The organism is Streptomyces sp. ICBB 8177 (assembly GCF_003144095.1).
Taxonomy (GTDB): Bacteria; Actinomycetota; Actinomycetes; order Streptomycetales; family Streptomycetaceae; genus Streptantibioticus_D.
Window position 1 is genome coordinate 1 of the sequence record NZ_NSKH01000023.1, and the last position, 24,468, is coordinate 24,468.

The following is a 24,468-nucleotide window of genomic DNA, read 5'->3' on the forward strand; positions in this document are numbered from 1 at the left end:
AACGAGATCGCGCTGAACATCCTGCTGGCCTCGCTGACCGTGGTCTTCCTGCTGGCCGTGGTCACCCTCCAGCCGTTCGCGATCTACGCGCACGCCGAGCAGACGATGATCGTGCTGGTCGCGCTGCTGGTCTGCCTGATCCCGACCACCATCGGCGCGCTGCTGTCGGCGATCGGCATCGCGGGCATGGACCGGCTGGTGCAGCGCAACGTGCTGGCGATGTCGGGCCGCGCGGTCGAGGCCGCCGGCGACGTCTCCACGCTGCTGCTGGACAAGACCGGCACCATCACCCTCGGCAACCGCCAGGCCGCCGAGTTCGTGCCGGTGCCGGGCACCACGGCCGCGGAACTGGCCGACGCCGCGCAGATCTCGTCGCTCGCCGACCAGACGCCCGAGGGCCGCTCGGTGGTCGTGCTGGCGAAGGAGAAGTTCGGCCTGCGCGAGCGCCACCAGGGCGAGCTGACGGGCGCCGAGTGGGTGCCGTTCACCGCGCAGACCCGTATGTCCGGTGTCGACGTGGACGGCCGCAAGGTCCGCAAGGGCGCCACCGGTTCGGTGGTGGCCTGGGTGAACGAGCGCGGCGGCAGCGTCCCGGCCGACGCGCATCGGCTCACCGACGAGATCTCGCAGGCCGGCGGCACCCCGCTGCTGGTCGCCGTCGAGGACTCCGCGGGGGCCCGGGTGCTGGGCGTGATCCACCTCAAGGACGTGGTCAAGGCGGGCATGCGTGAGCGCTTCGACGAGCTGCGCAGGATGGGCATCCGCACGGTCATGATCACCGGCGACAACCCGCTCACCGCCAAGGCCATCGCCGACGAGGCCGGCGTGGACGACTTCCTCGCCGAGGCCACGCCCGAGGACAAGATGGCGCTGATCCGGCGTGAGCAGGCGGGCGGCAAGCTGGTCGCGATGACCGGCGACGGCACCAACGACGCCCCCGCGCTGGCCCAGGCCGACGTGGGCGTCGCGATGAACACCGGCACCTCCGCCGCCAAGGAGGCCGGGAACATGGTCGACCTGGACTCCAACCCGACGAAGCTCATCGAGATCGTCGAGATCGGCAAGCAGTTGCTGATCACCCGGGGCGCGCTGACCACGTTCTCGATCGCCAACGACGTGGCCAAGTACTTCGCGATCATCCCCGCGATGTTCGCGGTGGCCTACCCGGGGCTGGACAAGCTCAACGTCATGCACCTGCACAGCCCGCAGTCCGCGATCCTCTCGGCGATCATCTTCAACGCTCTGATCATCGTCGCCCTGGTGCCGCTGGCGCTGCGCGGCGTGCGCTACCGCCCGATGAGCGCCGACCGGATGCTCCGCCGCAACCTCGCGGTCTACGGCGTCGGCGGCCTGATCGCGCCGTTCCTCGGCATCAAGCTGATCGACCTGCTGATCACCCTCATCCCCGGAATCCGGTGACCGACGATGTCCCTCTCCTCGCAGTCCCTGCGCGGCACGCTGCGCGTCACCTGGGCGGCCTTCCGGGCGCTGCTGGTGCTGACCGTCGTCACCGGCGTGATCTACCCGCTGGCCGTCTTCGGCGTGGCGCAGACCGCGTTCCACGCGAAGGCCAACGGCTCGCCCGTGCACGCGGACGGCCGGGTCGTCGGCTCCGCGCTGCTCGGCCAGAGCTTCGACCTGCCGGGCAAGCCGGGCACCCCGGACCCGAAGTGGTTCCAGCCCCGGCCGTCCGCCGCGGGCACCGGCTACGACACCCGCGCGTCCGGCGCGTCCAACCTCGGCCCCACCAACCCGGCGCTGACCAAGCTGATCGACTCCCGCCGCGCCCAGGTGGCCGCGTTCAACCACGTGGCGCCCTCGCAGGTCCCGCCGGACGCGGTCACCGCCTCCGGCTCCGGGCTCGACCCGGACATCTCGCCCGCGTACGCGAGGATCCAGGTCGACCGGGTCGCCGCGGCCCGCCACCTGAGCCCGGCCGAGGTCGCCCACCTCGTCGCCGCCCACACCGACGGCCGTCAGCTGGGCTTCATGGGCGAGCCGACAGTCAATGTCCTCCAGCTCAACGTCGCGCTGAACGCGCTGAAGGGCTGATCAGGAGCCTTTCCAGCGGCCTACGACACGGCGGACGGCATCAGGATCGCGTCAATACGCGCTCCGGGTGACGTCCGCCGTCCGCAATGTCCGATCAGTTCATACGAAGATGGACTCATGGCACGCGGCACCCTGCGCATCTACCTCGGGTCGGCACCCGGCGTCGGCAAGACCTATGCCATGCTCGCCGAGGCGCACCGCAGGCTGGAGCGCGGCACGGACGTCGTCGTGGGCCTCGTCGAGCACCACTCCCGGCAGCGCACCGAGGTCATGCTGCACGGCCTTGAGGTCGTGCCCCGCAAGGAGCTGGAGTACCGGGGCACGACGTTCACCGAGATGGACGTGGACACCGTGCTGGCCCGTGCCCCCGAGGTCGCCCTGGTGGACGAGCTCGCCCACACCAACGTCCCCGGCAGCCGCAACGCCAAGCGCTGGCAGGACGTCGAGGAACTGCTCGCCGCGGGCGTCGACGTCGTCTCCACCGTCAACATCCAGCACCTGGAGTCACTCGGCGACGTCGTCGAGTCGATCACCGGCATCCGCCAGCGCGAGACCGTCCCCGACGAGGTGGTCCGCAGGGCCGACCAGATCGAGCTGGTCGACATGTCGCCGCAGGCACTGCGCCGCCGCATGGCGCACGGCAACATCTACACCCCCGACAAGGTCGACGCCGCGCTGTCCAACTACTTCCGCCCCGGCAACCTCACCGCGCTGCGCGAGCTGGCGCTGCTGTGGGTGGCCGACCGGGTGGACGAGTACCTCCAGCAGTACCGCGCCGAGCACCGCATCTCCTCCACCTGGCAGGCCCGCGAGCGCATCGTCGTCGGCCTCACCGGCGGCCCCGAGGGCTCCACCCTGATCCGCCGCGCCGCCCGCATGGCCGCCAAGGGCTCCGGCAGCGAGATCCTCGCCGTCTACGTGGCCCGCAGCGACGGCCTGACCGCGGGCTCCCCCAAGGAGCTGGCCGTCCAGCGCACCCTCGTCGAGGACCTCGGCGGATCGTTCCACCACGTCATGGGCGACGACATCCCGACCGCGCTGCTGGAGTTCGCCCGCGGCGTCAACGCCACCCAGATCGTGCTGGGCAGCTCCCGGCGCAAGGCCTGGCAGTACGTCTTCGGCCCCGGCGTCGGCGCCACGGTCGCCCGCGAGTCGGGCGACATCGACGTGCACATCGTCACCCACGAGGAGGCCGCCAAGGGACGCGGCCTGCCGGTCGCCCGCGGCGCCCGCCTGGGCCGGGCGCGCATCCTGCTGGGCTGGCTGGTCGGCTGCGGCGGCCCGGCCCTGCTGACGCTGCTGCTCACCCAGCTGCTGCCGGGCCTCGGACTCGCCAACGACATGCTGCTGGTGCTGACCATGACGGTCGCGGCGGCGCTGCTGGGCGGCATGATCCCGGCGCTGGCCTCGGCGGCCGTCGGATCGCTGCTGCTCAACTACTTCTTCGCGCCCCCGCTGCACCGCTGGACCATCTCCGACCCGCACAACATCGTCGCCATCGCCGTCTTCCTCGCCGTCGCGGTGTCCGTCGCCTCCGTGGTCGACCTCGCCGCCCGCCGCACCCACCAGGCCGCCCGGCTGCGCGCCGAGGCCGAGATCCTCTCGCTGCTCGCCGGAAGCGTGCTGCGCGGCGAGTCGTCGCTGGACGCCCTGCTGGAACGGGTCCGCGAGACCTTCGCCATGGAGTCGGTGACGCTGCTGGAACGCGACGAGGAGTTCGCCCCCTGGACGTGCGCGGCGAGCGTCGGCAACCGGCCGTGCGCCCGGCCCGACGACGCCGACGTCGAGGTCCCGGCCGGCGACCGCATGGCGCTGGCGCTCACCGGCCGCGTCCTGCCCGCCGAGGACCGCCGCCTGCTGTCCGCCTTCGCCGCCCAGGCCGCCGTCATCCTCGACCGGCAACGGCTGCTGGGCGAGGCGGAACGCGCCCGCGAGCTGGCCGAGGGCAACCGCATCCGCACCGCACTGCTGGCCGCCGTCTCCCACGACCTGCGCACCCCGCTCGCCGCCATCAAGGCCGCCGTCTCCTCGCTGCGCGCCGACGACGTCTCCTGGTCGCCGCAGGACGAGGCCGACCTGCTGGAGGGCATCGAGGACGGCGCCGACAAGCTCGACCACCTCGTCGGCAACCTGCTGGACATGTCCCGCCTCCAGACCGGCACCGTCGCCCCGCTCATGCAGGACGTCGACCTGGACGAGGTCGTGCCGATGGCGCTGGGCGGCGTGCCGCCGGACGCCGTCACCCTCGACATCCCCGAGACGCTGCCGATGATCCACGCCGACCCCGGCCTACTGGAGCGGGTCGTCGCCAACGTGGTGGAGAACGCCGTGAAGTACAGCCCCGCCGGCCGGCGCGTGCTGATCGCGGCCAGCGCGCTGCACGGCCGGGTCGAGGTGCGCATCGCCGACCGGGGGCCCGGCGTGCCCGAGGCGGGCAAGGACCGCATCTTCGAGCCGTTCCAGCGCTACGGCGACGCTCCGCGCGGCGCCGGGGTCGGCCTCGGACTCGCCGTGGCCCGCGGCTTCACCGAGGCGATGGGCGGCACGCTGGTCGCCGACGACACCCCGGGCGGCGGCCTGACCATGGTCCTCACGCTGCGCGCCGCCGCGCCCCGCACGGACGTGCCCGCCGGTGCGGCCGGCCCCGCCACGGAGGTCGCCTCATGACGCAGGCCACGCCCACGACCCGAAAGGCAGCATCCATGCCGCAGCCGTCATCAGGACCCGCGCGGACCCCCGTCAGGGTCCTGGTGGTGGACGACGAACCGCAGATCGTCCGCGCCCTCGTGATCAACCTGCGGGCCCGCAAGTACGAGGTGGACGCCGCCCCCGACGGCGCGACCGCGCTGCGACTGGCCGCCGCCCGCCACCCCGACGTCGTCGTGCTCGACCTCGGCCTGCCCGACATGGACGGCGCCGAGGTGATCAAGGGGCTGCGCGGCTGGACCCGGGTGCCGATCATCGTGCTGTCCGCCCGGCAGGCCTCCGACGAGAAGGTCGAGGCGCTGGACGCGGGCGCGGACGACTACGTCACCAAGCCGTTCGGCATGGACGAACTGCTGGCCAGGCTGCGCGCCGCGGTCCGCAGGGCGGCCCCGACCGGGGAGGACGGCGAGGCGGTGCTCGTCGAGACCGGGACGTTCACCGTGGACCTGGCAGCCAAGAAGGTGCACCGGGAGGGGACGGACGTACGGCTGACGCCCACCGAGTGGCACCTGCTGGAGGTCCTGGTCCGCGCGACCGGGCGGCTGGTCAGCCAGAAGCAGCTGCTCCAGGAGGTGTGGGGCCCGGCCTACGGCACCGAGACCAACTACCTGCGCGTCTACATGGCCCAGCTGCGCCGCAAGCTGGAGCCGGACCCGGCGCGGCCACGGCACTTCATCACGGAGCCGGGGATGGGGTACCGGTTCGAGAAGTGAGGCGGCCGGTCCGCTTCCGTTGAACGGTCGTACGCCGCGGGCGCGCGCGTTCGGTTTCCGGGGAGGGGTCGTGGACGAGCGGGGTGGGCGCACGGGCCGTGACCGGTACCCTGCCTGTATGAGTGGTGCAACCCGTTCGGACCGCCCCGCCGGCCGACTGAGGCGGATCTTCGACCGCCTCGCCCCCTCCCAGGAGGACCTGCACTCGCAGGAGCTGCGCAAGGACGCGGACTCCGTGGGCTGCACCCGCATACAGGACTGCCAGGACCGCGCGGTCGTCACCGTGACCGGCACCCTGCGCACCGTCACCCTGCGCCCGCGGGCCGGCGTCCCGGCGCTGGAGGCGGAACTGTTCGACGGCACGGCCCCCCTCGGCGTGGTCTGGCTCGGCCGGCGCAGCATCGCCGGGATAGAGCCGGGTCGCCGGATCATCGCGTCCGGCCGGGTCGCCATCCAGCGCGGCCGCCCGGTGCTGTTCAACCCCAAGTACGAGCTGCGTCCCGTCGGACAGGAGTAGCCGGTGGCGTCCACCAACCAGCGGACCGAAGACGTGACGGCGGAGCCGGACGGCCCCGCCGCCGACGCCGCGGCATCCAGGGCGGCCGCCGACGCGGCGCTGCTGGAGGCCTTCGGCGGGGTGTGGGGCATGGTGGACACCACCGTCCCCGGCCTCGTCTTCGTCGCCGTCTTCACCCTCAAGCACGACATCACGACCTCCGCCGTCGCCGCCCTGGCCCTGAGCCTGGTGCTGGCGATCGCGCGGGTGGTGCGCAAGCAGACCCTCAAGCACGCCTTCAGCGGCGTCTTCGGCATCGCCTTCGGCGCGTTCTTCGCGATGCTGTCGGGCAACGCCAAGAACTTCTACCTGCCCGGCATGCTCTACACCCTGGGCCTGGCGATCGCCTACGTCGTCTCGGCCCTCGTGCGCTACCCGCTGATCGGCGTGCTGCTCGGGCCGATCCTGCGCGAGAACCTCTCCTGGCGCACCCGCAACCCGGGCCGCCTGCGCGCCTACACCCGGTCCACCTGGGCGTGGGGGCTGATCCTGCTGGCCAAGTCGGCGATCCTCTTCCCGCTGTACTGGTGGGGTGACGCGACGCAGCTGGGCTGGGTGAAGGTGGCGCTGGGCATCCCGCCGTTCCTGCTGTCGGTCTACCTGACCTGGATCTTCCTGGCGAAGGCGCCGCCGCCGATCGACGTGATCGCGGAGATGGAGGCCAAGGAGAAGGCGCAGGCCGCCGAGGCCGAGGCGGCCGAACGCGTCTGACCGCCCCGCGCGCCGGTGACCAGCGCGGACGAGACGAAGGGCCCCGGGGCGATCGCTCGCCCCGGGGCCCTCGCGCGTGCCGGACCGCTACTACTCGCCCGCCGCGTCCTCGCGGGTGGTCGACAGCAGTTCCTCCAGCTGCTCCTCGCGGGCCTGCGCCGCGACGAACAGCAGCTCGTCGCCCGCCTCCAGCGCGTCGTCCTTGGCGGGGGTGAGCACCCGGTGCCCGCGGATGATGGTCACCAGCGAGGTGTCCACCGGCCACTCCACGTCCCCGACCCGGGTGCCGACCAGCGCGGCGTCCGGCGGCAGGGTCAGCTCGACCAGGTTGGCGTCGCCCTGGCTGAAGCGCAGCAGCCGCACCAGGTCACCGACGCTGACCGCCTCCTCGACCAGTGCCGACATCAGGCGCGGCGTGGAGACCGCGACGTCGACGCCCCAGGCCTCGTTGAACAGCCACTCGTTCTTGGGGTTGTTGACCCGGGCGACGACCCGCGGCACGCCGTACTCCGTCTTGGCGAGCAGCGAGACCACCAGGTTGACCTTGTCGTCACCCGTGGCGGCGATGACCACGTTGCAGCGCTGGAGCGCGGCCTCGTCCAGCGAGGTGATCTCGCAGGCGTCCGCCAGCAGCCACTCGGCCTGCGGCACCCGCTCCACCGAGATGGACGACGGGTTCTTGTCGACGAGCAGCACCTCGTGCCCGTTCTCCAGCAGCTCACCCGCGATGGAACGGCCCACCGCGCCCGCTCCGGCGATCGCGACCCTCATGACCTGCTCCCCTCGGGGCCCGCGGCGAACGCGGCCTCCACCTTCTCGACCTCGTCGGTGCGCATGATCACGTGCACCAGGTCGCCTTCCTGGAGGACGGTCGCCGAGGTCGGCACCATCGCCTCACCGAGCCGGGTGAGAAACGCCACACGCACGCCCGTCTCCTCCTGGAGCGTGCTGACCCGCTGGCCCACCCACGCGGTCGAGGTGGGCACCTCCGCGAGCTGCACCCCGCCGCTCGGATCGCGCCACAGCGGTTCCGAGCCCGACGGCAGCAGCCTGCGCAGCATCTGGTCGGCGGTCCAGCGCACGGTGGCGACCGTCGGGATGCCGAGGCGCTGGTAGACCTCGGCACGCCGCGGGTCGTAGATCCGCGCCGCCACGTTCTCCACGCCGAACATCTCGCGCGCCACCCGGGCGGCGATGATGTTGGAGTTGTCGCCGCTGCTCACCGCGGCGAAGGCGCCCGCCTCCTCGATGCCGGCCTCGCGCAAGGTGTCCTGGTCGAAGCCGACCCCGGTCACCCGGCGCCCGGCGAACCCGGACCCGAGACGGCGGAACGCCGTCGGGTCCTGGTCGACCACGGCGACCGTATGACCCTGCTGTTCGAGGGTCTGCGCGAGGGCGGAACCCACTCGCCCGCAGCCCATGATTACGACGTGCACGCCTGTCCTTCCGGCTCATTCCCGGCTCGTTCCATCCCGTCCGAGGCACTCACAGCGTCTCAGACCGCGGCCAAAGCTACACACGCTCGTACGGAGTGGGGGTGGTGGGTAGTCGGCAATCTTGACGACCCCTTAACATCGCGGGGTGTCCAAACTGACCGACCTGCCGAAACGGATCCTCATCGGCCGGGCGCTGCGCAGCGACAAGCTTGGTGAGACCCTCCTCCCCAAGCGGCTCGCGCTTCCCGTCTTCTCGTCCGACCCGCTCTCCTCCGTGGCCTACGCGCCGGGCGAGGTGCTGATCGTCCTGTCCGCGGCGGGCATCACCGCGTACCACTTCAGCCCGTGGATCGCGGTGGCGGTCGTGGTCCTGATGCTCACCGTGGTCGCCTCCTACCGCCAGAACGTGCACGCCTACCCCTCGGGCGGCGGCGACTACGAGGTGGCGACCACCAACCTCGGGCGGCGGGCGGGCCTGACCGTCGCCAGCGCGCTGATGGTCGACTACGTCATGACCGTGGCGGTCTCCATCGCCTCGGGCGTGGAGAACCTCGGGTCGGCCATCCCGTTCGTCCAGCAGAACAAGGTGCTCGTCGCCCTGCTGATGATCATCCTGCTGATGGTGATGAACCTGCGCGGGGTCCGGGAGTCGGGCACGATCTTCGCCATTCCGACGTACGCCTTCGTCATCGGTGTGTACTGCATGATCATATGGGGAGCCATCCGGCTCGCCGGCGGTCATCACATGAGCGCGCCGTCCGCCCACTACACGGTGCACGCCACCAGCACCGGGCTCGCCGGCTTCGCGATGGTCTTCCTGCTGCTGCGCGCCTTCTCCTCCGGCTGCGCCGCGCTGACCGGTGTCGAGGCGATCAGCAACGGCGTGCCCGCCTTCCGCAAGCCCAAGTCGAAGAACGCCGCCGCCACGCTGCTGATCATGGGCGTGCTCGCGGTCACCATGTTCTGCGGCATCATCGCGCTGGCGCTCAACACGCACGTGAAGATGGCCGACAACCCCGGCGTCAACCTGCTGTCCAACGGCAAGCCGGTCGGCTCCGGCTACGTGCAGGACCCGGTGATCGCCCAGGTCGCCGCCGCCGTCTTCGGCAAGGGCTCGGCGCCTTTCGTCTTCCTCGCCGCCGTCACCGCCCTGGTGCTGTTCCTCGCGGCGAACACCGCGTACAACGGCTTCCCGGTGCTCGGCTCGATCCTGGCGCAGGACCGCTACCTGCCCCGGCAGCTGCACACCCGAGGCGACCGGCTGGCGTTCTCCAACGGCATCGTGCTGCTGGCGATCTTCGCCTGCGTACTGGTCTACATCTACGGGGCCGACTCCTCGCGGCTGATCCAGCTCTACATCGTCGGCGTCTTCGTCTCCTTCACTCTCAGCCAGACCGGCATGGTGCGGCACTGGAACCGCCACCTGCGCACCGAGACCGACAAGGCCAAGCGCCGCCACATGATGCGCTCGCGCGCCATCAACACCTTCGGCGCGTTCCTGACCGGTCTGGTGCTGATCGTCGTGCTGCTGACGAAGTTCACCCACGGCGCCTGGGTCGCGGTGCTGGGCATGTGCCTGTTCTTCGCGATGATGACCGCCATCCGGCGCCACTACGACCGGGTCTCCGACGAACTGGCCGCGCCGGAGGAGCCGACCGAGGAGACGGTCATGCCGTCCCGGGTGCACACCATCGTGCTCGTCTCCAAGATCCACAAGCCGACGATGCGCGCGCTGTCGTACGCGAAGCTGTTCCGCTCGGACTCCCTCGAGGCGGTCACCACCAACGTCGACCCGGCCGACACCAAGGCGCTCCAGGCGGAGTGGGAACGCCGGGGCATAGACGTGCCGCTGAAGGTCCTGGACTCGCCCTACCGCGAGATCACCCGCCCGGTCATCGAGTACGTGCGCGGTCTGCGCCGCACCAGCCCGCGCGACGTGGTCAGCATCGTCATCCCCGAGTACGTGGTCGGCCACTGGTACGAGCACCTGCTGCACAACCAGAGCGCGCTGCGCCTCAAGGGCAGGCTGCTGTTCACCCCCGGTGTGATGGTCACCTCGGTGCCGTGGCAGCTGGACTCCAGCGAGGTCGCCCGCAACCGCTACAAGCGCGGCCAGGGCTGGACCGCGCCCGGTTCGGTCCGCCGCGGCGAGATCCGCCCGGCGGTACGCGGCGCGGCGGCGGGCAAGCCGTCCGGCGGCGCGCCCTCCGGCGGCACCGGCACGCCGGGCTCCGGCGACAAGCCCGCCAACGGCGGGACGCCGGTGGCGGGCACGCGCTCCGACTCGTAACGGCGGTCGGTTCCCCTCGGCGGACGAGCCCGCCCGGTGCCCTCGGGGCGCTGGGCGGGCTCGTCGGCGTGAGCGCCCTCGCGCACCACGTACGCACCACGTACGCACCACGTACGCACCACGTACGCGCCACGTACGCGCCACGTACGCATCGCCGCCGTCCGCGTAGACTGGACGGCTGTTGTCCCTGCTGACCTGGAGCCCCGGTCGACGTGAACCACCGCACCCGCACGACGCCTCGTACCAACCGTACGAAGGACCAGGACGCCCCGGGGGCGGCCGCCTCGCTCGTCGGTGAGCGCTACGAGGTCGAGGTCGGCCCGGTCGCGCACGGCGGGCACTGCATCGCCCGGCACGACGGGCGGGTGCTGTTCGTACGGCACGCGCTGCCGGGTGAGCGGGTGATCGCGCTGATCACCGAGGGCGACGAGGAGTCGCGGTTCCTGCGGGCCGACGCGGTCGAGGTGCTCCAGGCGTCGAACGACCGCGTGGAGGCGCCCTGCCCGTACGCGGGCCCCGGCGCGTGCGGCGGTTGCGACTGGCAGCACGCGGCGCCCGGTGCGCAGCGCAGGCTCAAGGTCGCCGTCATCACCGAGCAGCTGGAGCGGCTGGCAGGGCTGACGCCGCAGGAGGCGGGCTGGGACGGCACGGTGATGCCGGCCCCCGGCGACAAGGTCGAACGCGGCAAGGTCCCCGCGTGGCGCACGCGGGTGCAGTACGCGATCGACGGCGAGGGTTTCGCGGGGCTGCGCAAGCACCGCTCGCACGAGGTGCAGGTCATCGACCGCTGCCTGATCGCCGCACCGGAGGTGGCGGAGCTGGGCGTGGAGCGGCGGCACTGGCCGGACACGGAGTCGGTGGAGGCGATCGCGGCGGCGGGTTCGTCCGACCGCCAGGTGGTCATCACCCCCAAGCCTGACGGGCGGCTGCCGCTGGTCGAGCTGGACCGGCCGGTGTCGGTGCTGCGGGTGGACGACCAGGGCGGCGTGCACCGGGTGCACGGGCGCGGCTTCGTACGGGAGCGCGCGGCGGGCCGCACCTGGCGGGTCGGCGCGGGCGGCTTCTGGCAGGTGCATCCGCAGGCGGCGGACCTGCTGGTACGCGCGGTGCTCGACGGTCTCGCGCCGCGGCGCGGGGAGACGGCGCTCGACCTGTACTGCGGCGTGGGCCTGTTCGCGGGCGCGCTGGCGGAACGGGTGGGGGAACGCGGCGCGGTCCTGGGCATCGAGTCGGGCAAGCGCGCGGTCGAGGACGCGCGGCACAACCTGGCCGACTTCGACCGCGTGCGGATCGAGCACGGCAAGGTGGAGCAGGTGCTGCCCCGCACCGGCATCACGGAGGCCGACCTCGTCGTCCTCGACCCGCCCCGAGCGGGAGCGGGCCGTGCCACGGTCCGTCAGCTGGCGTCCATGACCCCGAGGCGCATCGCCTACGTAGCCTGCGACCCGGCCGCCCTGGCCCGGGACCTGAAGTACTTCGAGGCGGAGGCCTACGCCCCGGTGTCACTGCGGGCGTTCGACTTGTTCCCGATGACGCATCATGTGGAGTGCGTGGCGATCCTCGAACCGGCGGCTAAAGGCTCCTGACCTGCGGTTTTGTATGTGCGCATTATGTGCGGTGTGGGCGTTACGGGCGAAATCTTGACGCTGAAATGACGCTCGTGACGCTCATTTGACGCTCCTCCTGATGGAGTGTCAGGCGCGTTCGGGCGCTGGTCAGGTCGCCTGCAGCGGTGGGGAATGGTTGGCTTTTCGGTAAATAGCCCCCAGCGTTGGCGGGCGGGTTGCATGTGCTGGAACTCCGCGGGCCCTCTGAAAGTCGCCGCCGGCTTCCACTCGGCGAGCTGCGGGCGGACGGCCACGATAGGCGGGTGAGCAGCGTAGGACCACGACCCGTCCCACGTATGGTGATGGCGCTTATTGAAAGCGGCCACTCCCTGCTCGGGGGTGACCCCACACCCGCTCAGTGGATCCCTCACGCATCCGGCACAGACCGTGGCGAGCCTCCTGGCCGAAGGGGTCCTGGCCTGGTGGGGCCACCTGGTCCTCCAGCACAGGGGGCTCCGTTTCGGAGTCCGCGGTTCAGCGCTGCTGCTCCGGGAGATGACGGACGAAGTCCAGTAGCAGGGTGCAGAACGCGGAGGGTTGTTCCAGTGGCGCGAGGTGCCCTGCGGCGGGGATGAGCACGGTTTCACCTGCGTCGAGGTCCCGGGCCAGCCCTTCGCCTCCCTCGAAGAAGTCGGGCATGTCGTGTTCACCGACACCGACCAAGGCGGGGACGGTCAGCGTGCGCAGCACCGCCGTTCCCTCCCCGAGCGGGTCCGCCGCCTGAGACGGCTCGCCGTGGGCGAGTTGTTCGGTGAGTTGGCGGCGGAGCATGCGGGCCGCGTGCGCGCGTACGTCGTCGGTCGCGCCGGCCGAGGTCCACGCTTCGACGCCGGCTTTCACGGCTGCGTCGAGGTCGCCGGCGGCGAGCGCCGTTCTTTCGGCGTCCCAGGCGGCTTGCAGACGGGGAGAGGCTGGCTGGTCGTGGGGCCGATACCCGACGAGCACCAAGCCTTCGACCCGCTCGGGCGCTGTGACGGTTGCCTGGAGTGCCACCAGGGCACCGAGGGAGTTCCCGGCCAGGACGAAGCGGTCGGCCCCGAGGTGGTCGAGGGTGTCGAGTACGTCCGTCCAGGGGGATACCTCGCGGTCGGCGGGCACGAACGCGTCACCGTGGCCGGGCAGGTCCAGGGCGATGGCCCGCAGGCCCGCATCGGCGAGCAGGGGAAGGTGGGGGCCCCACATGGTGCGGTCGGTGGGTCGGGCGTGCAGCAGGACGACGGGGCGGCCTCGGCCCGCTTCGTCGGAGGGCAGCAGCATGGCAAGCGTCTTTTCTTCGGTGGGGACAGGGAGGGGAGAAGGAAGCGGGGAAACAGCCGGCTCACGGTGTGAAGGAGCAGGAGATCTGCCTTCCCGGGCGGCTGTCACGCTGCGGCAGTCAGTTCGTCGGCCTCCGCGTCGCTCAGCATCAGGGACGCCGCCGCCAGGTTCTCCTCCAGGTGCGCGACCTTGGAGGTCCCGGGGATGGGCAGGACGACGCCGGAGCGGGCCAGTAGCCAGGCCAGCGCCACCTGCGACGGGCCGGCGTGGTGGGCGGTCGCGATCCGGTCGACCGGGCCGCCGGCGCGGGCCAGCTCGCCCGCGGCCACCGGTGCCCAGGGAATGAAGCCGATGCCGTGGCGGGTGCAGTACTCCAGGACGTCAGCGGAGCTGCGGTCGGTGAGGTTGTAGCGGTTCTGCACGGTGGCTATTTCCACGATCGTGCGGGCCTGCTGGATCTGGTCGACAGTGACCTGGGACAGTCCGATCGCGACGATCTTGCCCTCGTCCTGGAGCCTCTTCAGCTCGCCGACCTGGTCCTCCAACGTGACCTTCGGATCGATGCGGTGCAACTGGAACAGGTCGATGTGATCCACGCCGAGCCGGCGCAGACTCATCAGGGCCTGCTGACGCAGATACTCGGGGCGGCCCACCGGCGGCCATGCGGCTGGGCCGAGGCGCATCAGTCCCTCGTCGGTTCTGATCACGTCGGGCCCGTTGCGGGTCAGCCCGGCCTTGGTCGCGATCAGCACGTCGTCGCGGTAGGGATGGACCGCCTCCCGGATGATCTCCTCGCTCACATACGGGCCGTAGGAGTCCGCGGTGTCGATCAGCTGTACGCCGAGTTCGACGGCGCGGCGCACCACACGCACGCACTCCTGACGGTCCTCGGGCTCACCCCACACCCCGAGTCCGGTCAGGCGCATGGCGCCGAAACCGAGACGGGCGACCTGCTTGCCGGCGATCTCGAAGGTGCCGGCGGCGTCGGAGAGCGACGCAGTCATGATCGGGGTTCTCCTTCTTCTGCGGGAGTGGCCTGGTCCGTCAGGACCACTTCTTGCTCGGACAGCCGGCCGAGCAGGACCAGGGCGTCGGCGCTGGCGCTGCCGGGTTCCGCGCTGTACACGGACAGATGCTGTCCGGGGGCGCTGGTGACGGCGAGTGCCTCGAAGTGCAGACGTATCTCACCCACCTGTGGGTGCCGCAAGTGCTTGTCTTCATGCGTACGGGGACGGACCTCGTAGTGCGCCCACAGGCCCGTGAACGCGGGGCTGCGCACGCTCAGTTCGCCGACGACCCGCTCGATCCGCTCGTCCTGCGGGAACTGCGAGGAGGACGCCCGCAGGTTGCCCACCGCGATGCGCGCCGCGTGGTCCCAGTCGGCGTAGAACTCGCGCGCGAAGGGATCGAGGAAGATCATTCGCAACAGGTTGTCGTACCGGGCGAAACCTCCGTACAGCTCCCGCGCCATCGCGTTGGCCGCCAGCACGTCCTGCGCCGCCCCGACCACGAAGGCCGGCACTTCACGCATGCCGTCCATCAGCCGCAGCAACTCCGGAGCGACGCTGGTCGTGGCAGCCGCCGCGCCGAAGGCGGACAGGCCCAACCGGAACAGATGGGTGGCCGCCGCGTCGTTCAGCCGCAGTGCCCCGGCGATCGCCCGCAGCACCTGCTCGGACGGGTGCCGCTCACGGCCCTGCTCCAGCCGGATGTAGTAGTCCGTGCTCATCCCGGCCAACAGCGCCACTTCATCCCGCCGCAACCCCGGCACCCGCCGCGACCCGTCGTCGGGCAGGCCGACATCCGCCGGCACGACCGCCGCCCGGCGGGCTCGCAGGTAGTCGCCGAGTTCGTTCACGCTTTCCATGACAGCCACGCTAATCGCGGAGGGACGCCGGGGCGTGGGTGCGCTGCACCCATCCGAACACGACAGCCGAGCACGCATCCACGGATAGCCGCAGCACACCCTCCCACGCCCGCGGCCGCGGTCGTAGCGTCGGTGCTGCCTCCAGTCACCGCGCTGCCGACCGGACCCCGATGCCGCCTCTGCCGTCCTCATCAGACCCCTCCTTCCGGACGCGCTGAGGTCGGTCGTTGATGTACGCGACCCGCTCATGCAACCCGCTGAAGTGGGTCAGCACGCTTCCGCCGTGACGCTCGTTTGACGCTCTGGACCCTTGGCAGCCCGTCTCCCGAGCCAATAAACCTCCTCTGACCTGCGCTTTCCCCTGCTACCGCGCCCTGTGACATCTTCGGCAATGACACAGCACGTGGAGTGCGTGGCGATCCTGGAGCCGGTGGGGGAGCGCGGCTGACGCGCGGCTTCGCGGCGTGTGCCTGGTCTGCGCAGGAGGCGGCGAGGGTGCGTGCCCGGAGGGGGAGTGGGCTCGGCGAGCGGGCGCTGCCCCGGCTTCCCAGACTTCCCCCTGGCGCCCGTTTGTCGTTCCGATGATGGGAAAAGCTCCCCGCAGAGACCGGGAAGCGGGCTCGGACAGACGCACCACGCGGGTGCCGGTCCTCGGGCGGGCTGCCGTTGTGGTCCTCGTCGGAGCGCACGTCGGTGACCACGGCTGAGCCGCCTTCGGGGCCCGGCCGGGCGGACTCGTTCCAACCGGGCGGCTGGCAGGGGAACTGCTACGGCCCGCGCGGTGTCTAGGTCGGTGCAGGGGCAGGGGCAGGGAAACGATCACAGGGCGGGCATCACCGTGAGAAGGATGAGCAGGTGCATCGGCGTGGCTGCGCTGGTGGGGGCGATGGCGATGGGCATGAGCGGCTGCGGTGGCGGCAACTCGTCCGATTCCAAGCCCGGTTCGGCGGCCTCGTCGTCCGGTGCGAAGGCGAGCGGCGGTGCCGGCCCGTCCTCGACGCCGCAGCGGCCGCAGATGCTGCTCGACACCATCGAGCCGGAGGACGGTACGACGGTGGGGGTGGCGATGCCGATCTCCGTCACGTTCAGCAAGCCGGTGGCCGCCTCGGCGCGCGCGGACATCGAGAAGCATTTGAAGCTCACCACGTCGACCCCGGTCACCGGCGCGTGGCACTGGTTCGACTCCACGCGGGTGGACTTCCGGCCCAAGGCGTACTGGCCGTCCGGAACGAAGGTCACCCTCGACGCCCAGCTCACCGGCGTGGGCGACGGGAACGGGCGCTACGGGGTCCACTCCTACAAGCACTCCTTCACCGTCGGGCCGGACGACGAGGTGCACGTGTACGCGGACCAGCACCTGATGAAGGTGTCCCGCAACGGTGCCGTGGTGAAGACCTTCCCGATCGACGCCGGCAGTGCGAAGTACCCCTCGTGGAACGGGACGATGGCGGTCATCAGCAAGTCCCGCGAGGTGCTGATGGATTCGTGCAGCGTCCACATCGCGTGCAGCAAGAGCGACCCGAACTACTACCACCAGAACTACCCGTTCGCCGTGGAGCTGACGACTTCCGGGACGTACGTGCACTACTCCGACGGTGACCCCCAGCCGGGCCACGGCAGCGGCTCGCACGGCTGCGTCCACCTGTCGATGCCCAACGCGCAGTGGTTCTTCGGTTTCGCCCGCGAGGGCGACCCGGTCACCATCTCGGGTTCCACCAGTCCCGCCGCCCAGCCGGACAACGGCTACGCCGACTACGACGTCACGAACTGGAGCGACTGGATCGCCCCCAGCTCCAGCGGCCTCGGCCAGTTCACCACCGCGGCCTCCTGAGGGCGGCCCTGAAACCCCGCGTCCCGGCGGGCACCCACGTTCGGTGCCCGCCGGGACGGCAGGTGGCCCCGGTGCGGCGTCAACGCGCCCGCACGCACGTCATGTCAGTGCGTTCACGTTCTGCCCGACGGGTGTCCACGGCCGGGCCGCCGCTACGTCAGCGACTGCGCCGCAGGCTCAGCCGACGCGGACGGTCGCCACGCTGGAGGTGTGCAGGCGCACAGGGTGCGGGTCGTGAGCGTTCTTCAGGCCGTACAACACCGCGCGGAACTCCAGGTTGCCGCGGCGCGCGGACGTGCCGTGCGCGGTGACGCGCGCCTCGCCCTTGACGGCGGCGCCGCAGTTCTCCTGGTGCCATCCCTCGCCGAAGCCGTTCTCCTCCACGCACAGTTGGTGCAGGTAACCGGCGCTGTCGTCGTTGCCCTGGGCCGTGACCGTGATGGTCTTGCCGACGTGCGCCGTGTGCGGTGCCGTGATGTCCACCGCGCCCTTGGCGAAGGCCGGCGCGGCGGCCAGAGTCAGCGATGCAAGACCCAGCGCGCCGATCACGGCCGCACGTCCGCCGCGCGCCCTCAGCCCGTTCGTCTTCGTCCTGGTCATGGACTTTTCCTCCCCGCGGACTTCCCACTCTGTGGGGTCCGCCCTTTCACGCAGGCGCCCCGTGCGCCTCACTGATCATCCACACGATCCGACCGCCCCACCGGGTTGCGCCTCGCCCGGCGCTGTTACGGAACCCCGACATTTTGTGCCTGCTCCGCGCAGCAGCCTCGTGAAACCAGCCGAGTACCCCACTCCCCGTGACTGAATCCGCCCATCTCGTACCTGGCCGGATCGCGTCACGTCGCTCCTCCGGGGTACCCGGCATGCCGGCGCCCGCGGCGCGCGGGTGCCGGCGTACGAGGGCAGGTGAGCGGAATGCCGCAGTCATCGCGCGGGCCGTCCCCCGACGGCGTCGGGCCGCCGCGGACCGAGGACCTGACGCGGATCGTACTGAGGCCGCTGGCCAGCAGCCTGCCGCTGGGGTTCTTCGCCTTCGGTACCGGCAGCGTGCTGCTCACCGCCGCGCAGCTGCGGTGGGTGCCGCTGACGCAGACCAGATCGCTGATGCTGCTCGTGCTGGTCTTCGTGGTGCCGCTGGAACTGCTCGCCGGCGTGCTGGCGTTCCTGGCGCGGGACGGGGGCGCCGCCACCGCGCTGTCCGTGCTGGGGTGCACCTGGGCGGGCGCGTCGCTCGTCATGCTCTCCGGCCCGCCCGGCCGCCCCAGCCCCGTCCTCGCCGTCTTCCTGTTGTGCGTCGCGCCGCTGATGCTGACGTTCAGCGTCGTCGCGCTGCGCGGCAAGCCGTTGTTCGGGCTCCTGCTGCTGATCGGGGCGGGCCGGTTCGTGCTCACCGGCGCCTACCAGGCGGGCGCCGGGCCGAGCGTGCAGACCGCTGCCGGGTGGGTCGGGGTGGCGCTGGCCGCGTTCGCGCTGTACGGCGGGCTGGCGCTGCTGCTGGAGGACACCCTCCAGCGCACGGTGCTGCCGCTGGGCCGGCTCGGCAGGGCTCGCACGTCGATCCAGGGGGACCTCGGCCACCAGCTGGACCGCGCGGAACGGGAGGCGGGCGTGCGCCGCCAGCTGTGACCTATTGGCGGGCACATCCGCTCCCTTCGAGAACCCCTCAAGGCTCCCTCTGGCTCCCTCAAGCCGATGCCGCCGCCGGCTCCACCCGCACCCCGTGCGGCAGCCTCCGTACCGCCGGGACCAGCAGGGGCAGCGTCACCAGCAGCGAGTAGAGCAGTCCCGCCGCCGTCGCGACCGCGTACGGGCCGAAGGCCTCCGTCAGCGGGCCCATCGACAACTGGCCGACGGGGATCGCCACGTACGACAGCAGCTCGTCGTACGCCGCGACTCGCGACAGCACGCCCGGCTCGATGTGTTCCTGGAGACTGGTGTCCCAGGCGGTCGCCATCACCGACGAACCCATGCCCGCCACGAACGCGGCCCCCACCAGCCACGGCACCGCGACCCGGGTTCCGAGGGCGAGCAGCGGCAACCCGCCCAGCACGCAGGCGAGTTGACCGAGGAGCAGGAAGCGCCGTACGGCCAGCCGGTACAGCAGGCCGCTGGTCAACAGCATGCCCGCGCCGCGCACGCTGAGCACCAGACCCCATGTCGCGGGCGATCCCATGCGGGTGGTCAGCTCGGGGCCGAGGATCTGCCAGGTGCCGGTGCCGACCAGGTTCACCCCGCAGAACGCGAGCGTCACCGGCCACACCCACGGCGTGCGGCGGAACGTGTTCCAGCCCTCCCGCAGCTCGCGTGCGAGGCGGTGGCGCTCCGGCGCCGCGATCCGGCCGCCGGGGGAGGCGGGCCTTCGACAGGAGGGCAGCCGCGTCAGGCACACCGCCGCCAGCAGGAAGCTCACCGCGTCCAGCGCGATCGCCGTACCGCCGCCCGCCGCGGCCACCAGCACGCCGCAGACGCTGGGGCCGAGCACCTTCGTGCCGTTCTTCACGGAGCCGAGCAGGGCGTTGGCGCGCCGCAGCCGGCCCCTGGCGACCAGTTCGGGCAGCAGACCCCGCAGCGCGGGTGAAGTGAACGCGCCCAGCAGCCCGTTGAGGAAGCTGAGCGCGGCCACGGGCGCCGGCGCGTACCGCCCGGTCAGCAGCAGCGCCGCCACCGTGCCCTGGGTCAGCGCGGAGCCGAGGTTGGCGGCCACCAGGACGAGGCGCCGGGGCAGGCGGTCCGCGACCGCGCCGCCGACCAGCATGAAGCCCAGCAACGGCAACGTGCGCGCGGCCAGGACCAGGCCCAGGTCACCGGCCCGCCCGGACGCGCCGAGCACGGCGAAGGCCAGCGCCACCGGGGCCATCGAACTGCCCAGCAGGGAGACGGTCTGCGCGGTGAGCAACCAGCGGAACCCGGCCGGGGAGGGCGCGGGGTCCGACAGGCCGGTACGAGGAGCGGACGCGGGCACGGGCGGGGGAGGGGTCGGCGGAAGCACCGCCGCAGTCTCGCCACAGATCGCCGCCGCGCACCAACGTTTCGCCTCCCGCCGAAAGCTGCCGTTCCGGCCTGCCGTGGGGGCGGCCCGAAGGGTACGAACAGCCAGAACTGCCTGAAGGCGGCGGCACCGGAGGCGGCCAACCCGCCGCCATAGCCGCGCCGGTGCGGTAGAACCGCCAGGGTGGTCCTCCTGCGCCTCGACTCGCTGGCCCTGTCCCGCTCCCGTTTCGCGCTCTCGCCGCTCGCGGAGACGATGGGCGCCGTCATCACGCTCACGCGGCCGTGTGCCGACCCCTGGCTCACCCCGTGGCGCGACCGGCACCGCCGCGCCTTCCGCGCCGTGCTGGACGCGGACCCGTTCGCCGCCGGGCTGGTCGGGCTCATCGGTGCGACGAAGTACCTGCCGGGGCACATCACGTTGCCGCCCACCGGTGGCATGCGCACCCGGATCGACGACGAGCTGGCGCGGATGGCCGGGGTGCCCGACGAGGTGATCGGACAGGACATGCGCCGTGCGCTGGAGGCGAGTTGGGAGCCGCGTGAACGGCACGACCTGGCCCGCTGGTTCACCGGCCGGAACTGGGGTGCGCGGACGGCGGAGTTGTTCCGGCACGTGTGGGACGCGTACGTGGCCGAGGACTGGCCGCGCCGCCGTGCCGCCCTCGAACGCGACGTGACGTACCGCGCGGGCCTGCTCGCCGCCTACGGGTGGCCGAAGGCGCTGGACCGGATGAGCCGGCACAGCGCGTGGGTCGGCGCGGACGCGATCCGCTTCAGCAGCAGGCCGGGGCACGACCGCGTGGTCGGGCCGGACGGCATGCTCTTCGTGCCGTACACCAGCTCACGCGGCGGCACGTGGCTGTGCGCGGCGCCCGGGCAGCCGTACGCGTTGGTGTACCCGGCGCGGGGTACGGGGGAGGCGGGCACGGCGCCGGAACCCGGCGCCCGGGACCGGGCGTTGGCACGGCTGGTGGGAGCCGGGCGGGCGGCGATCCTGCGCAGTCTCGAACGCCCGGCCACGAGCAGCGAACTCGCCGCGGAACTGGGCGTCTCCCTCGGCACGGTCGGCGGCCACCTGGCGGTGCTGAGGGACGCGGACCTGGTCACCGGCGCCCGAGTGGGCCGCCGCGTCGTCTACCGCCGCACGGAGACGGGCGAGGCGCTGACGCGCGGAACGACCCCGCCGCGGCCCGGGGAGCAACCACGAGCCGAGCCTTAGCAGGCCGCCCGGTGGTCGCGCGCCCGCTCAGGACGCCGGCGCCGGGGCGCGAAGGCGCCTGGTCGTGAGGACGCCGCCGTCGGCGGCTGAGCGCCGAGCGGCGCCCGGACGTCGCGGAGGGGAGGGGGCGCCGCGCGGCGGCGCCTCCCTCCCTCGGGTCACCCGAGTCGAGTCACCCCACACCCACCGGCTCGGTCGGGGCGGGGAGTCGGGGTGGGAGCGGACGTGCGGTGTGGTGGCGGCTGATGTTCTGCTCCAGCAGCGCCTGCGACTCCGCCACGCCCACGCTGCGCGCGGTGTGCTCCGGCAATCTGCCGTCCGCGCACTTGAGTTGGGTGAGCGCGTCGTCGATCGCCGAGTGGGCGGCGAACAGGCACGGGGTGCTGTAGATCGCCACGTCCACGCCGAGATCGGCCAGTTCGGTCAGGGACAGCCGGGGGGACTTGCCGCCCGCGATCTGGTTGAACAGCAGCGGTTTGTCGCCGATCACATCGCGGACCTTGCGGATCCACTCCACGCTGCGCACGCCGTCGACCAGGACGACGTCCGCGTCGGTGGCGGCCAGGGCCTGGGCGCGGCGCAGGATCTCCGCCTCCTCGGTGGCGTCGGTGCGGGCGACGACGACCAGGTCGCGCCGGGCGTCGAGCACCATGCCCAGCTTCTCCAGGTACTGGTCGAGCGGCAGCACCCGTTTGCCGTCCACGTGGCCGCAGCGCCGGGGGCGTGCCTGGTCCTCCAGGATCACACCGGAGGCGCCGGCGGCCTCCAGGTGCTGGACGACGTGGCACGCGGTCTCCGGGTCGACGTAGCCGTCGTCGATGTCGACCAGCAGATGCTGGCGCGGGAACGCGAGCCGCAGCCGCTGCACGAAGTGCACGATGTCGGGCCAGGCGATGAAGCCGATGTCGGGGAGTCCGTAGTGGGAGGCGGCGAAGCCGAACCCGGAGATGAACATCCCGTCGTAGTGCTGGGCCGCGAGGGACGCGGAGAACATGTCGAAGACGCCGATCAGGGGCGTCGTGCCACGTTCGCCTATCGCGTGCCGTAGCCGGTCGGGGTGGTTCACGCCTATCCTCCAGATGCTGGTCGTGGGTCCGTCGTCCGCTTGCCTGCCAGCGCCGGACGACGGTGAGGTGATGACACGTCACGACTGGACCCCGAGGGCGGCGCCGCATGGCGCGCGCCCTCGGAACTTTTACACCCAAGTACGCCCAAGTCGCTACCGACTGCTAATGTCGGTGACAGCCAGTGACAGAATACCCAAGGGGAAGTCAAAGAACAATCAGTCATTGGTCAAGTCACCAGCGTGCGGCGGGTTCACGCCGCTCCGTCAACTCCCGTCGTCGGCTAGCCGTTACGGGTGAGAAGCGGCGTCCTGTCCTCGCCGATACGGCATCAATCGGGGCATACGTCCCTCGCGAGATCGTCCTGTTCCCGCCCCGGCCCTGCCCCGGTGGCCGATCCGCACGCCCCGGCTCCGCACCCCGCCTCCATCCGCCGGGGGACGTCCTCGCACGCCCGAACGGGCGGTTTCCGTCAATCACTTGCTGACGCCCGACGAGCCCGCCGATGCCGGACGCGCCGCCGCCCACGCGGAGGGAGGCGCCGCTCGCGACGCCTCCCTTCCCCCGTTCACGACGGCTGGTTCACCCCAGATGGAACTGCTCTCCCGAGGACCCGTCGCAGTCCGCGATCTGGAGCCTCGTGCCGTTGGCCGTGGCGTTGCCCGTGGCGTCCAGGCAGCGGCCCGACTGGGGGTTGTACAAGGTGCCGTCGGAGTGCTGGACCCACTTCTGGCCCCCGACACCGTTGCAGTCCCACAACTCGACCTGCGTGCCGGCCGCCGTGCCGTCGCCGTCGATGTCCAGGCAGCGGCCGATCGTGCTCAGTGAGTCGTTTGCGTTGTGCGTCCAGTACTGGTCCTCCGCGTACGACTGGCAGTTCCACAGGTCGACGGCCGCGCCGTCGGTGCCCGTGTCGTCGCCGATGACGTCCACGCACTGGCCGCCGGGACCGGTGATGGGCTTCTGCGCGCCGTTGGGCACGTTGGTCTCGCCGCTGTAACCGGCCGAGACGATGTTCGCCTGCACCGCGTTCTCCGTGGCGTCGGACGGATAGCCGGAGACCATCACGCCCTCGAAGAACGTGCCCATGTTCCAGTTGCTGTTGTCGCCGCCGGTGCCCAGGATGATGCCGCCCTCCTGGTGCATCGGCATGTAGCCTCCGCGCGTCGGCAACGAGCCGCTCCACCAGGTCGACAACCCGCCCGACGTCGCGTCACCCCCCTTGATCGCGTATGTCGTCTGCCCGTTGTCCTTCAACATGGCCGTGACGTAAGGGGTGTTGTTGCCCTTGTTGGCGGTGTTGGAGCCGTTGTCGCCCTGGAACATGCCGTTCTCCATGTCCGCCTCGACCCACGGGCCCGAACCGCTGCACGGCGAGAAGTAGCACGTGGTCGCGATCGACACGGCGTCCATGTGGCCGTTGCCGGTGTCCGCGGGCGTGGACTCCGCGTTGCCGTAGTCGAAGCAGCACGCGGAACCCACGTGGGTGCCGCTCGCCACCATGTACGCGCCCTCCGGCTGCCCGTTGACCGCCACACCGGCCGCCACGCCCGTGTAGCGGTAGCCGACGCCCGGCGAGATCCACACGCCGTACGCCTTGTGCCCGCCCACCGTCACCGCGATCTCGCTCGCGTCCGCGCCCCGGTCCGCGCCCATGCCGGAGGTGCCGGACGGGCCCGGGGTGAGGTCGTTGTGGTGGGAGGTCTGGTCGTAGATCCTCGTGATGCGGCACGTGGTGTTCGCGCAGAACGCGTCCTGCGCCGCCGCGTCCGCGTAACCGCCCGGCGACAGCAGCCCGATGTTCGCGCTGCTGCCGTCGGAGGCCCGCGTGACCTGGTACAACGGTCCGTCGTACGAGGCGAACAACGCGCGCACCGTACTGTGCGCCGCCGCGCACGGCGTGCCGCCGGAGGCGTAGATGTCGCACGGCAACGATGTCGTGGCGCGGGAGACTCCCGGCAGGGCGATCAGGGCGGCGATCACGAGGGCGAGGGTCGCCAGGCCGGAGAGCAACGCCTTCCGGTACGGCGGCGACGTGCGGATGCGGTACGCCGCCCCGCCCGCGCCCGTCGGTACGGCTCTCGCGGTGAAGAAGCTCTTGACGCTCATGCTGTTGCTCCTGTGGGGGCAGGAGGGGCAGGGGCCCCAAGTCGGCGATACGACAGGGG

At 71.6% G+C, this 24,468-nt stretch carries 20 protein-coding genes; 11 read left to right on the forward strand and 9 right to left on the reverse strand.

Annotation, left to right across the window (positions count from 1 at the left end):
* The 6 genes from kdpB to CK485_RS20515 form a co-directional block, all read left to right on the forward strand.
* The coding region (kdpB, locus tag CK485_RS20490; protein WP_109453321.1) for a potassium-transporting ATPase subunit KdpB at positions 1 to 1,419 on the forward strand (1,419 nt) is incomplete at its 5' end.
* A gap of 6 nt (positions 1,420 to 1,425) precedes the next feature.
* The gene (gene kdpC / locus CK485_RS20495) at positions 1,426 to 2,052 is read left to right on the forward strand and encodes a potassium-transporting ATPase subunit KdpC (RefSeq protein WP_109453323.1); all 627 of its coding nucleotides are present in this window, start codon (positions 1,426 to 1,428) and stop codon (positions 2,050 to 2,052) included.
* Positions 2,053 to 2,169: 117 nt separating this feature from the next.
* On the forward strand, positions 2,170 to 4,719 hold the full coding sequence (locus CK485_RS20500) for a sensor histidine kinase KdpD (protein WP_109453325.1): 2,550 nt from the start codon (positions 2,170 to 2,172) through the stop codon (positions 4,717 to 4,719).
* A 35-nt stretch (positions 4,720 to 4,754) separates the two neighbouring features.
* Positions 4,755 to 5,471, forward strand: a complete 717-nt coding sequence (locus CK485_RS20505) for a response regulator (protein WP_109453327.1) — start codon at positions 4,755 to 4,757, stop codon at positions 5,469 to 5,471.
* Between the two features lie 118 nt (positions 5,472 to 5,589).
* A complete protein-coding gene (locus tag CK485_RS20510; RefSeq protein ID WP_199239454.1) occupies positions 5,590 to 5,988 on the forward strand; it encodes an OB-fold nucleic acid binding domain-containing protein in 399 nt (132 codons plus the stop codon).
* 33 nt (positions 5,989 to 6,021) lie between these two features.
* Positions 6,022 to 6,738 carry a DUF3159 domain-containing protein gene (locus CK485_RS20515; RefSeq protein ID WP_109454288.1) on the forward strand — a complete coding sequence of 239 codons (717 nt, stop codon included), beginning with the start codon at positions 6,022 to 6,024 and terminating at the stop codon, positions 6,736 to 6,738.
* A 90-nt stretch (positions 6,739 to 6,828) separates the two neighbouring features.
* Here the strand turns inward: CK485_RS20515 and CK485_RS20520 are convergent, their stop codons facing one another.
* Complete coding sequence (locus tag CK485_RS20520) at positions 6,829 to 7,509, reverse strand: TrkA family potassium uptake protein (RefSeq protein ID WP_109453331.1); 681 nt, start codon at positions 7,507 to 7,509, stop codon at positions 6,829 to 6,831.
* Positions 7,506 to 8,174 (reverse strand): TrkA family potassium uptake protein, encoded by a 669-nt coding sequence (locus tag CK485_RS20525; protein ID WP_109453333.1) that lies wholly within the window; start codon positions 8,172 to 8,174, stop codon positions 7,506 to 7,508. Before CK485_RS20525 ends, CK485_RS20520 begins: the two co-directional genes overlap by 4 nt.
* A gap of 145 nt (positions 8,175 to 8,319) precedes the next feature.
* Here CK485_RS20525 and CK485_RS20530 point away from each other — a divergent pair, with 145 nt between their 5' ends.
* Both CK485_RS20530 and CK485_RS20535 read left to right on the forward strand, forming a co-directional pair.
* Positions 8,320 to 10,464 carry an APC family permease gene (locus tag CK485_RS20530; protein ID WP_109453335.1) on the forward strand — a complete coding sequence of 715 codons (2,145 nt, stop codon included), beginning with the start codon at positions 8,320 to 8,322 and terminating at the stop codon, positions 10,462 to 10,464.
* A 212-nt stretch (positions 10,465 to 10,676) separates the two neighbouring features.
* Positions 10,677 to 12,050 carry a class I SAM-dependent RNA methyltransferase gene (locus tag CK485_RS20535; protein ID WP_109453337.1) on the forward strand — a complete coding sequence of 458 codons (1,374 nt, stop codon included), beginning with the start codon at positions 10,677 to 10,679 and terminating at the stop codon, positions 12,048 to 12,050.
* Positions 12,051 to 12,545: 495 nt separating this feature from the next.
* Here the strand turns inward: CK485_RS20535 and CK485_RS20540 are convergent, their stop codons facing one another.
* The 3 genes from CK485_RS20540 to CK485_RS20550 form a co-directional block, all read right to left on the reverse strand.
* Positions 12,546 to 13,328, reverse strand: a complete 783-nt coding sequence (locus CK485_RS20540) for an alpha/beta hydrolase (RefSeq protein ID WP_109453339.1) — start codon at positions 13,326 to 13,328, stop codon at positions 12,546 to 12,548.
* Between the two features lie 104 nt (positions 13,329 to 13,432).
* Positions 13,433 to 14,332, reverse strand: a complete 900-nt coding sequence (locus CK485_RS20545) for an aldo/keto reductase (RefSeq protein WP_109453341.1) — start codon at positions 14,330 to 14,332, stop codon at positions 13,433 to 13,435.
* Positions 14,329 to 15,195: a helix-turn-helix transcriptional regulator gene (locus tag CK485_RS20550; RefSeq protein WP_109453343.1), complete on the reverse strand. Its 867-nt coding sequence runs from the start codon at positions 15,193 to 15,195 to the stop codon at positions 14,329 to 14,331. The genes CK485_RS20545 and CK485_RS20550 overlap by 4 nt, the downstream gene beginning before the upstream one ends.
* A gap of 847 nt (positions 15,196 to 16,042) precedes the next feature.
* Between CK485_RS20550 and CK485_RS20555 the strand changes: the two genes are divergently transcribed.
* Positions 16,043 to 17,026, forward strand: coding sequence for a L,D-transpeptidase (locus CK485_RS20555; protein ID WP_241968501.1), 984 nt, complete (start codon positions 16,043 to 16,045; stop codon positions 17,024 to 17,026).
* Positions 17,027 to 17,203: 177 nt separating this feature from the next.
* On the opposite strand, the gene CK485_RS20560 is transcribed toward CK485_RS20555, so the two are convergent.
* Entirely contained in the window at positions 17,204 to 17,626 is a 423-nt protein-coding gene (locus CK485_RS20560) for a hypothetical protein (protein ID WP_109453345.1), read from the reverse strand.
* Between the two features lie 315 nt (positions 17,627 to 17,941).
* Between CK485_RS20560 and CK485_RS20565 the strand changes: the two genes are divergently transcribed.
* Positions 17,942 to 18,652 (forward strand): GPR1/FUN34/YaaH family transporter, encoded by a 711-nt coding sequence (locus CK485_RS20565; RefSeq protein WP_109453347.1) that lies wholly within the window; start codon positions 17,942 to 17,944, stop codon positions 18,650 to 18,652.
* A 58-nt stretch (positions 18,653 to 18,710) separates the two neighbouring features.
* Here CK485_RS20565 and CK485_RS20570 read toward each other — a convergent pair whose 3' ends face one another.
* Positions 18,711 to 20,015: an MFS transporter gene (locus CK485_RS20570; RefSeq protein WP_241968502.1), complete on the reverse strand. Its 1,305-nt coding sequence runs from the start codon at positions 20,013 to 20,015 to the stop codon at positions 18,711 to 18,713.
* Positions 20,016 to 20,198: 183 nt separating this feature from the next.
* Here CK485_RS20570 and CK485_RS20575 point away from each other — a divergent pair, with 183 nt between their 5' ends.
* Positions 20,199 to 21,236, forward strand: a complete 1,038-nt coding sequence (locus tag CK485_RS20575) for a transcriptional regulator (protein WP_109453349.1) — start codon at positions 20,199 to 20,201, stop codon at positions 21,234 to 21,236.
* A gap of 172 nt (positions 21,237 to 21,408) precedes the next feature.
* Here the strand turns inward: CK485_RS20575 and CK485_RS20580 are convergent, their stop codons facing one another.
* Both CK485_RS20580 and CK485_RS20585 read right to left on the reverse strand, forming a co-directional pair.
* On the reverse strand, positions 21,409 to 22,302 hold the full coding sequence (locus CK485_RS20580) for an isocitrate lyase/PEP mutase family protein (RefSeq protein ID WP_109453350.1): 894 nt from the start codon (positions 22,300 to 22,302) through the stop codon (positions 21,409 to 21,411).
* Between the two features lie 580 nt (positions 22,303 to 22,882).
* A complete protein-coding gene (locus CK485_RS20585) occupies positions 22,883 to 24,409 on the reverse strand; it encodes an arabinofuranosidase catalytic domain-containing protein (RefSeq protein ID WP_109453352.1) in 1,527 nt (508 codons plus the stop codon).
* Positions 24,410 to 24,468 lie beyond the last annotated feature (59 nt).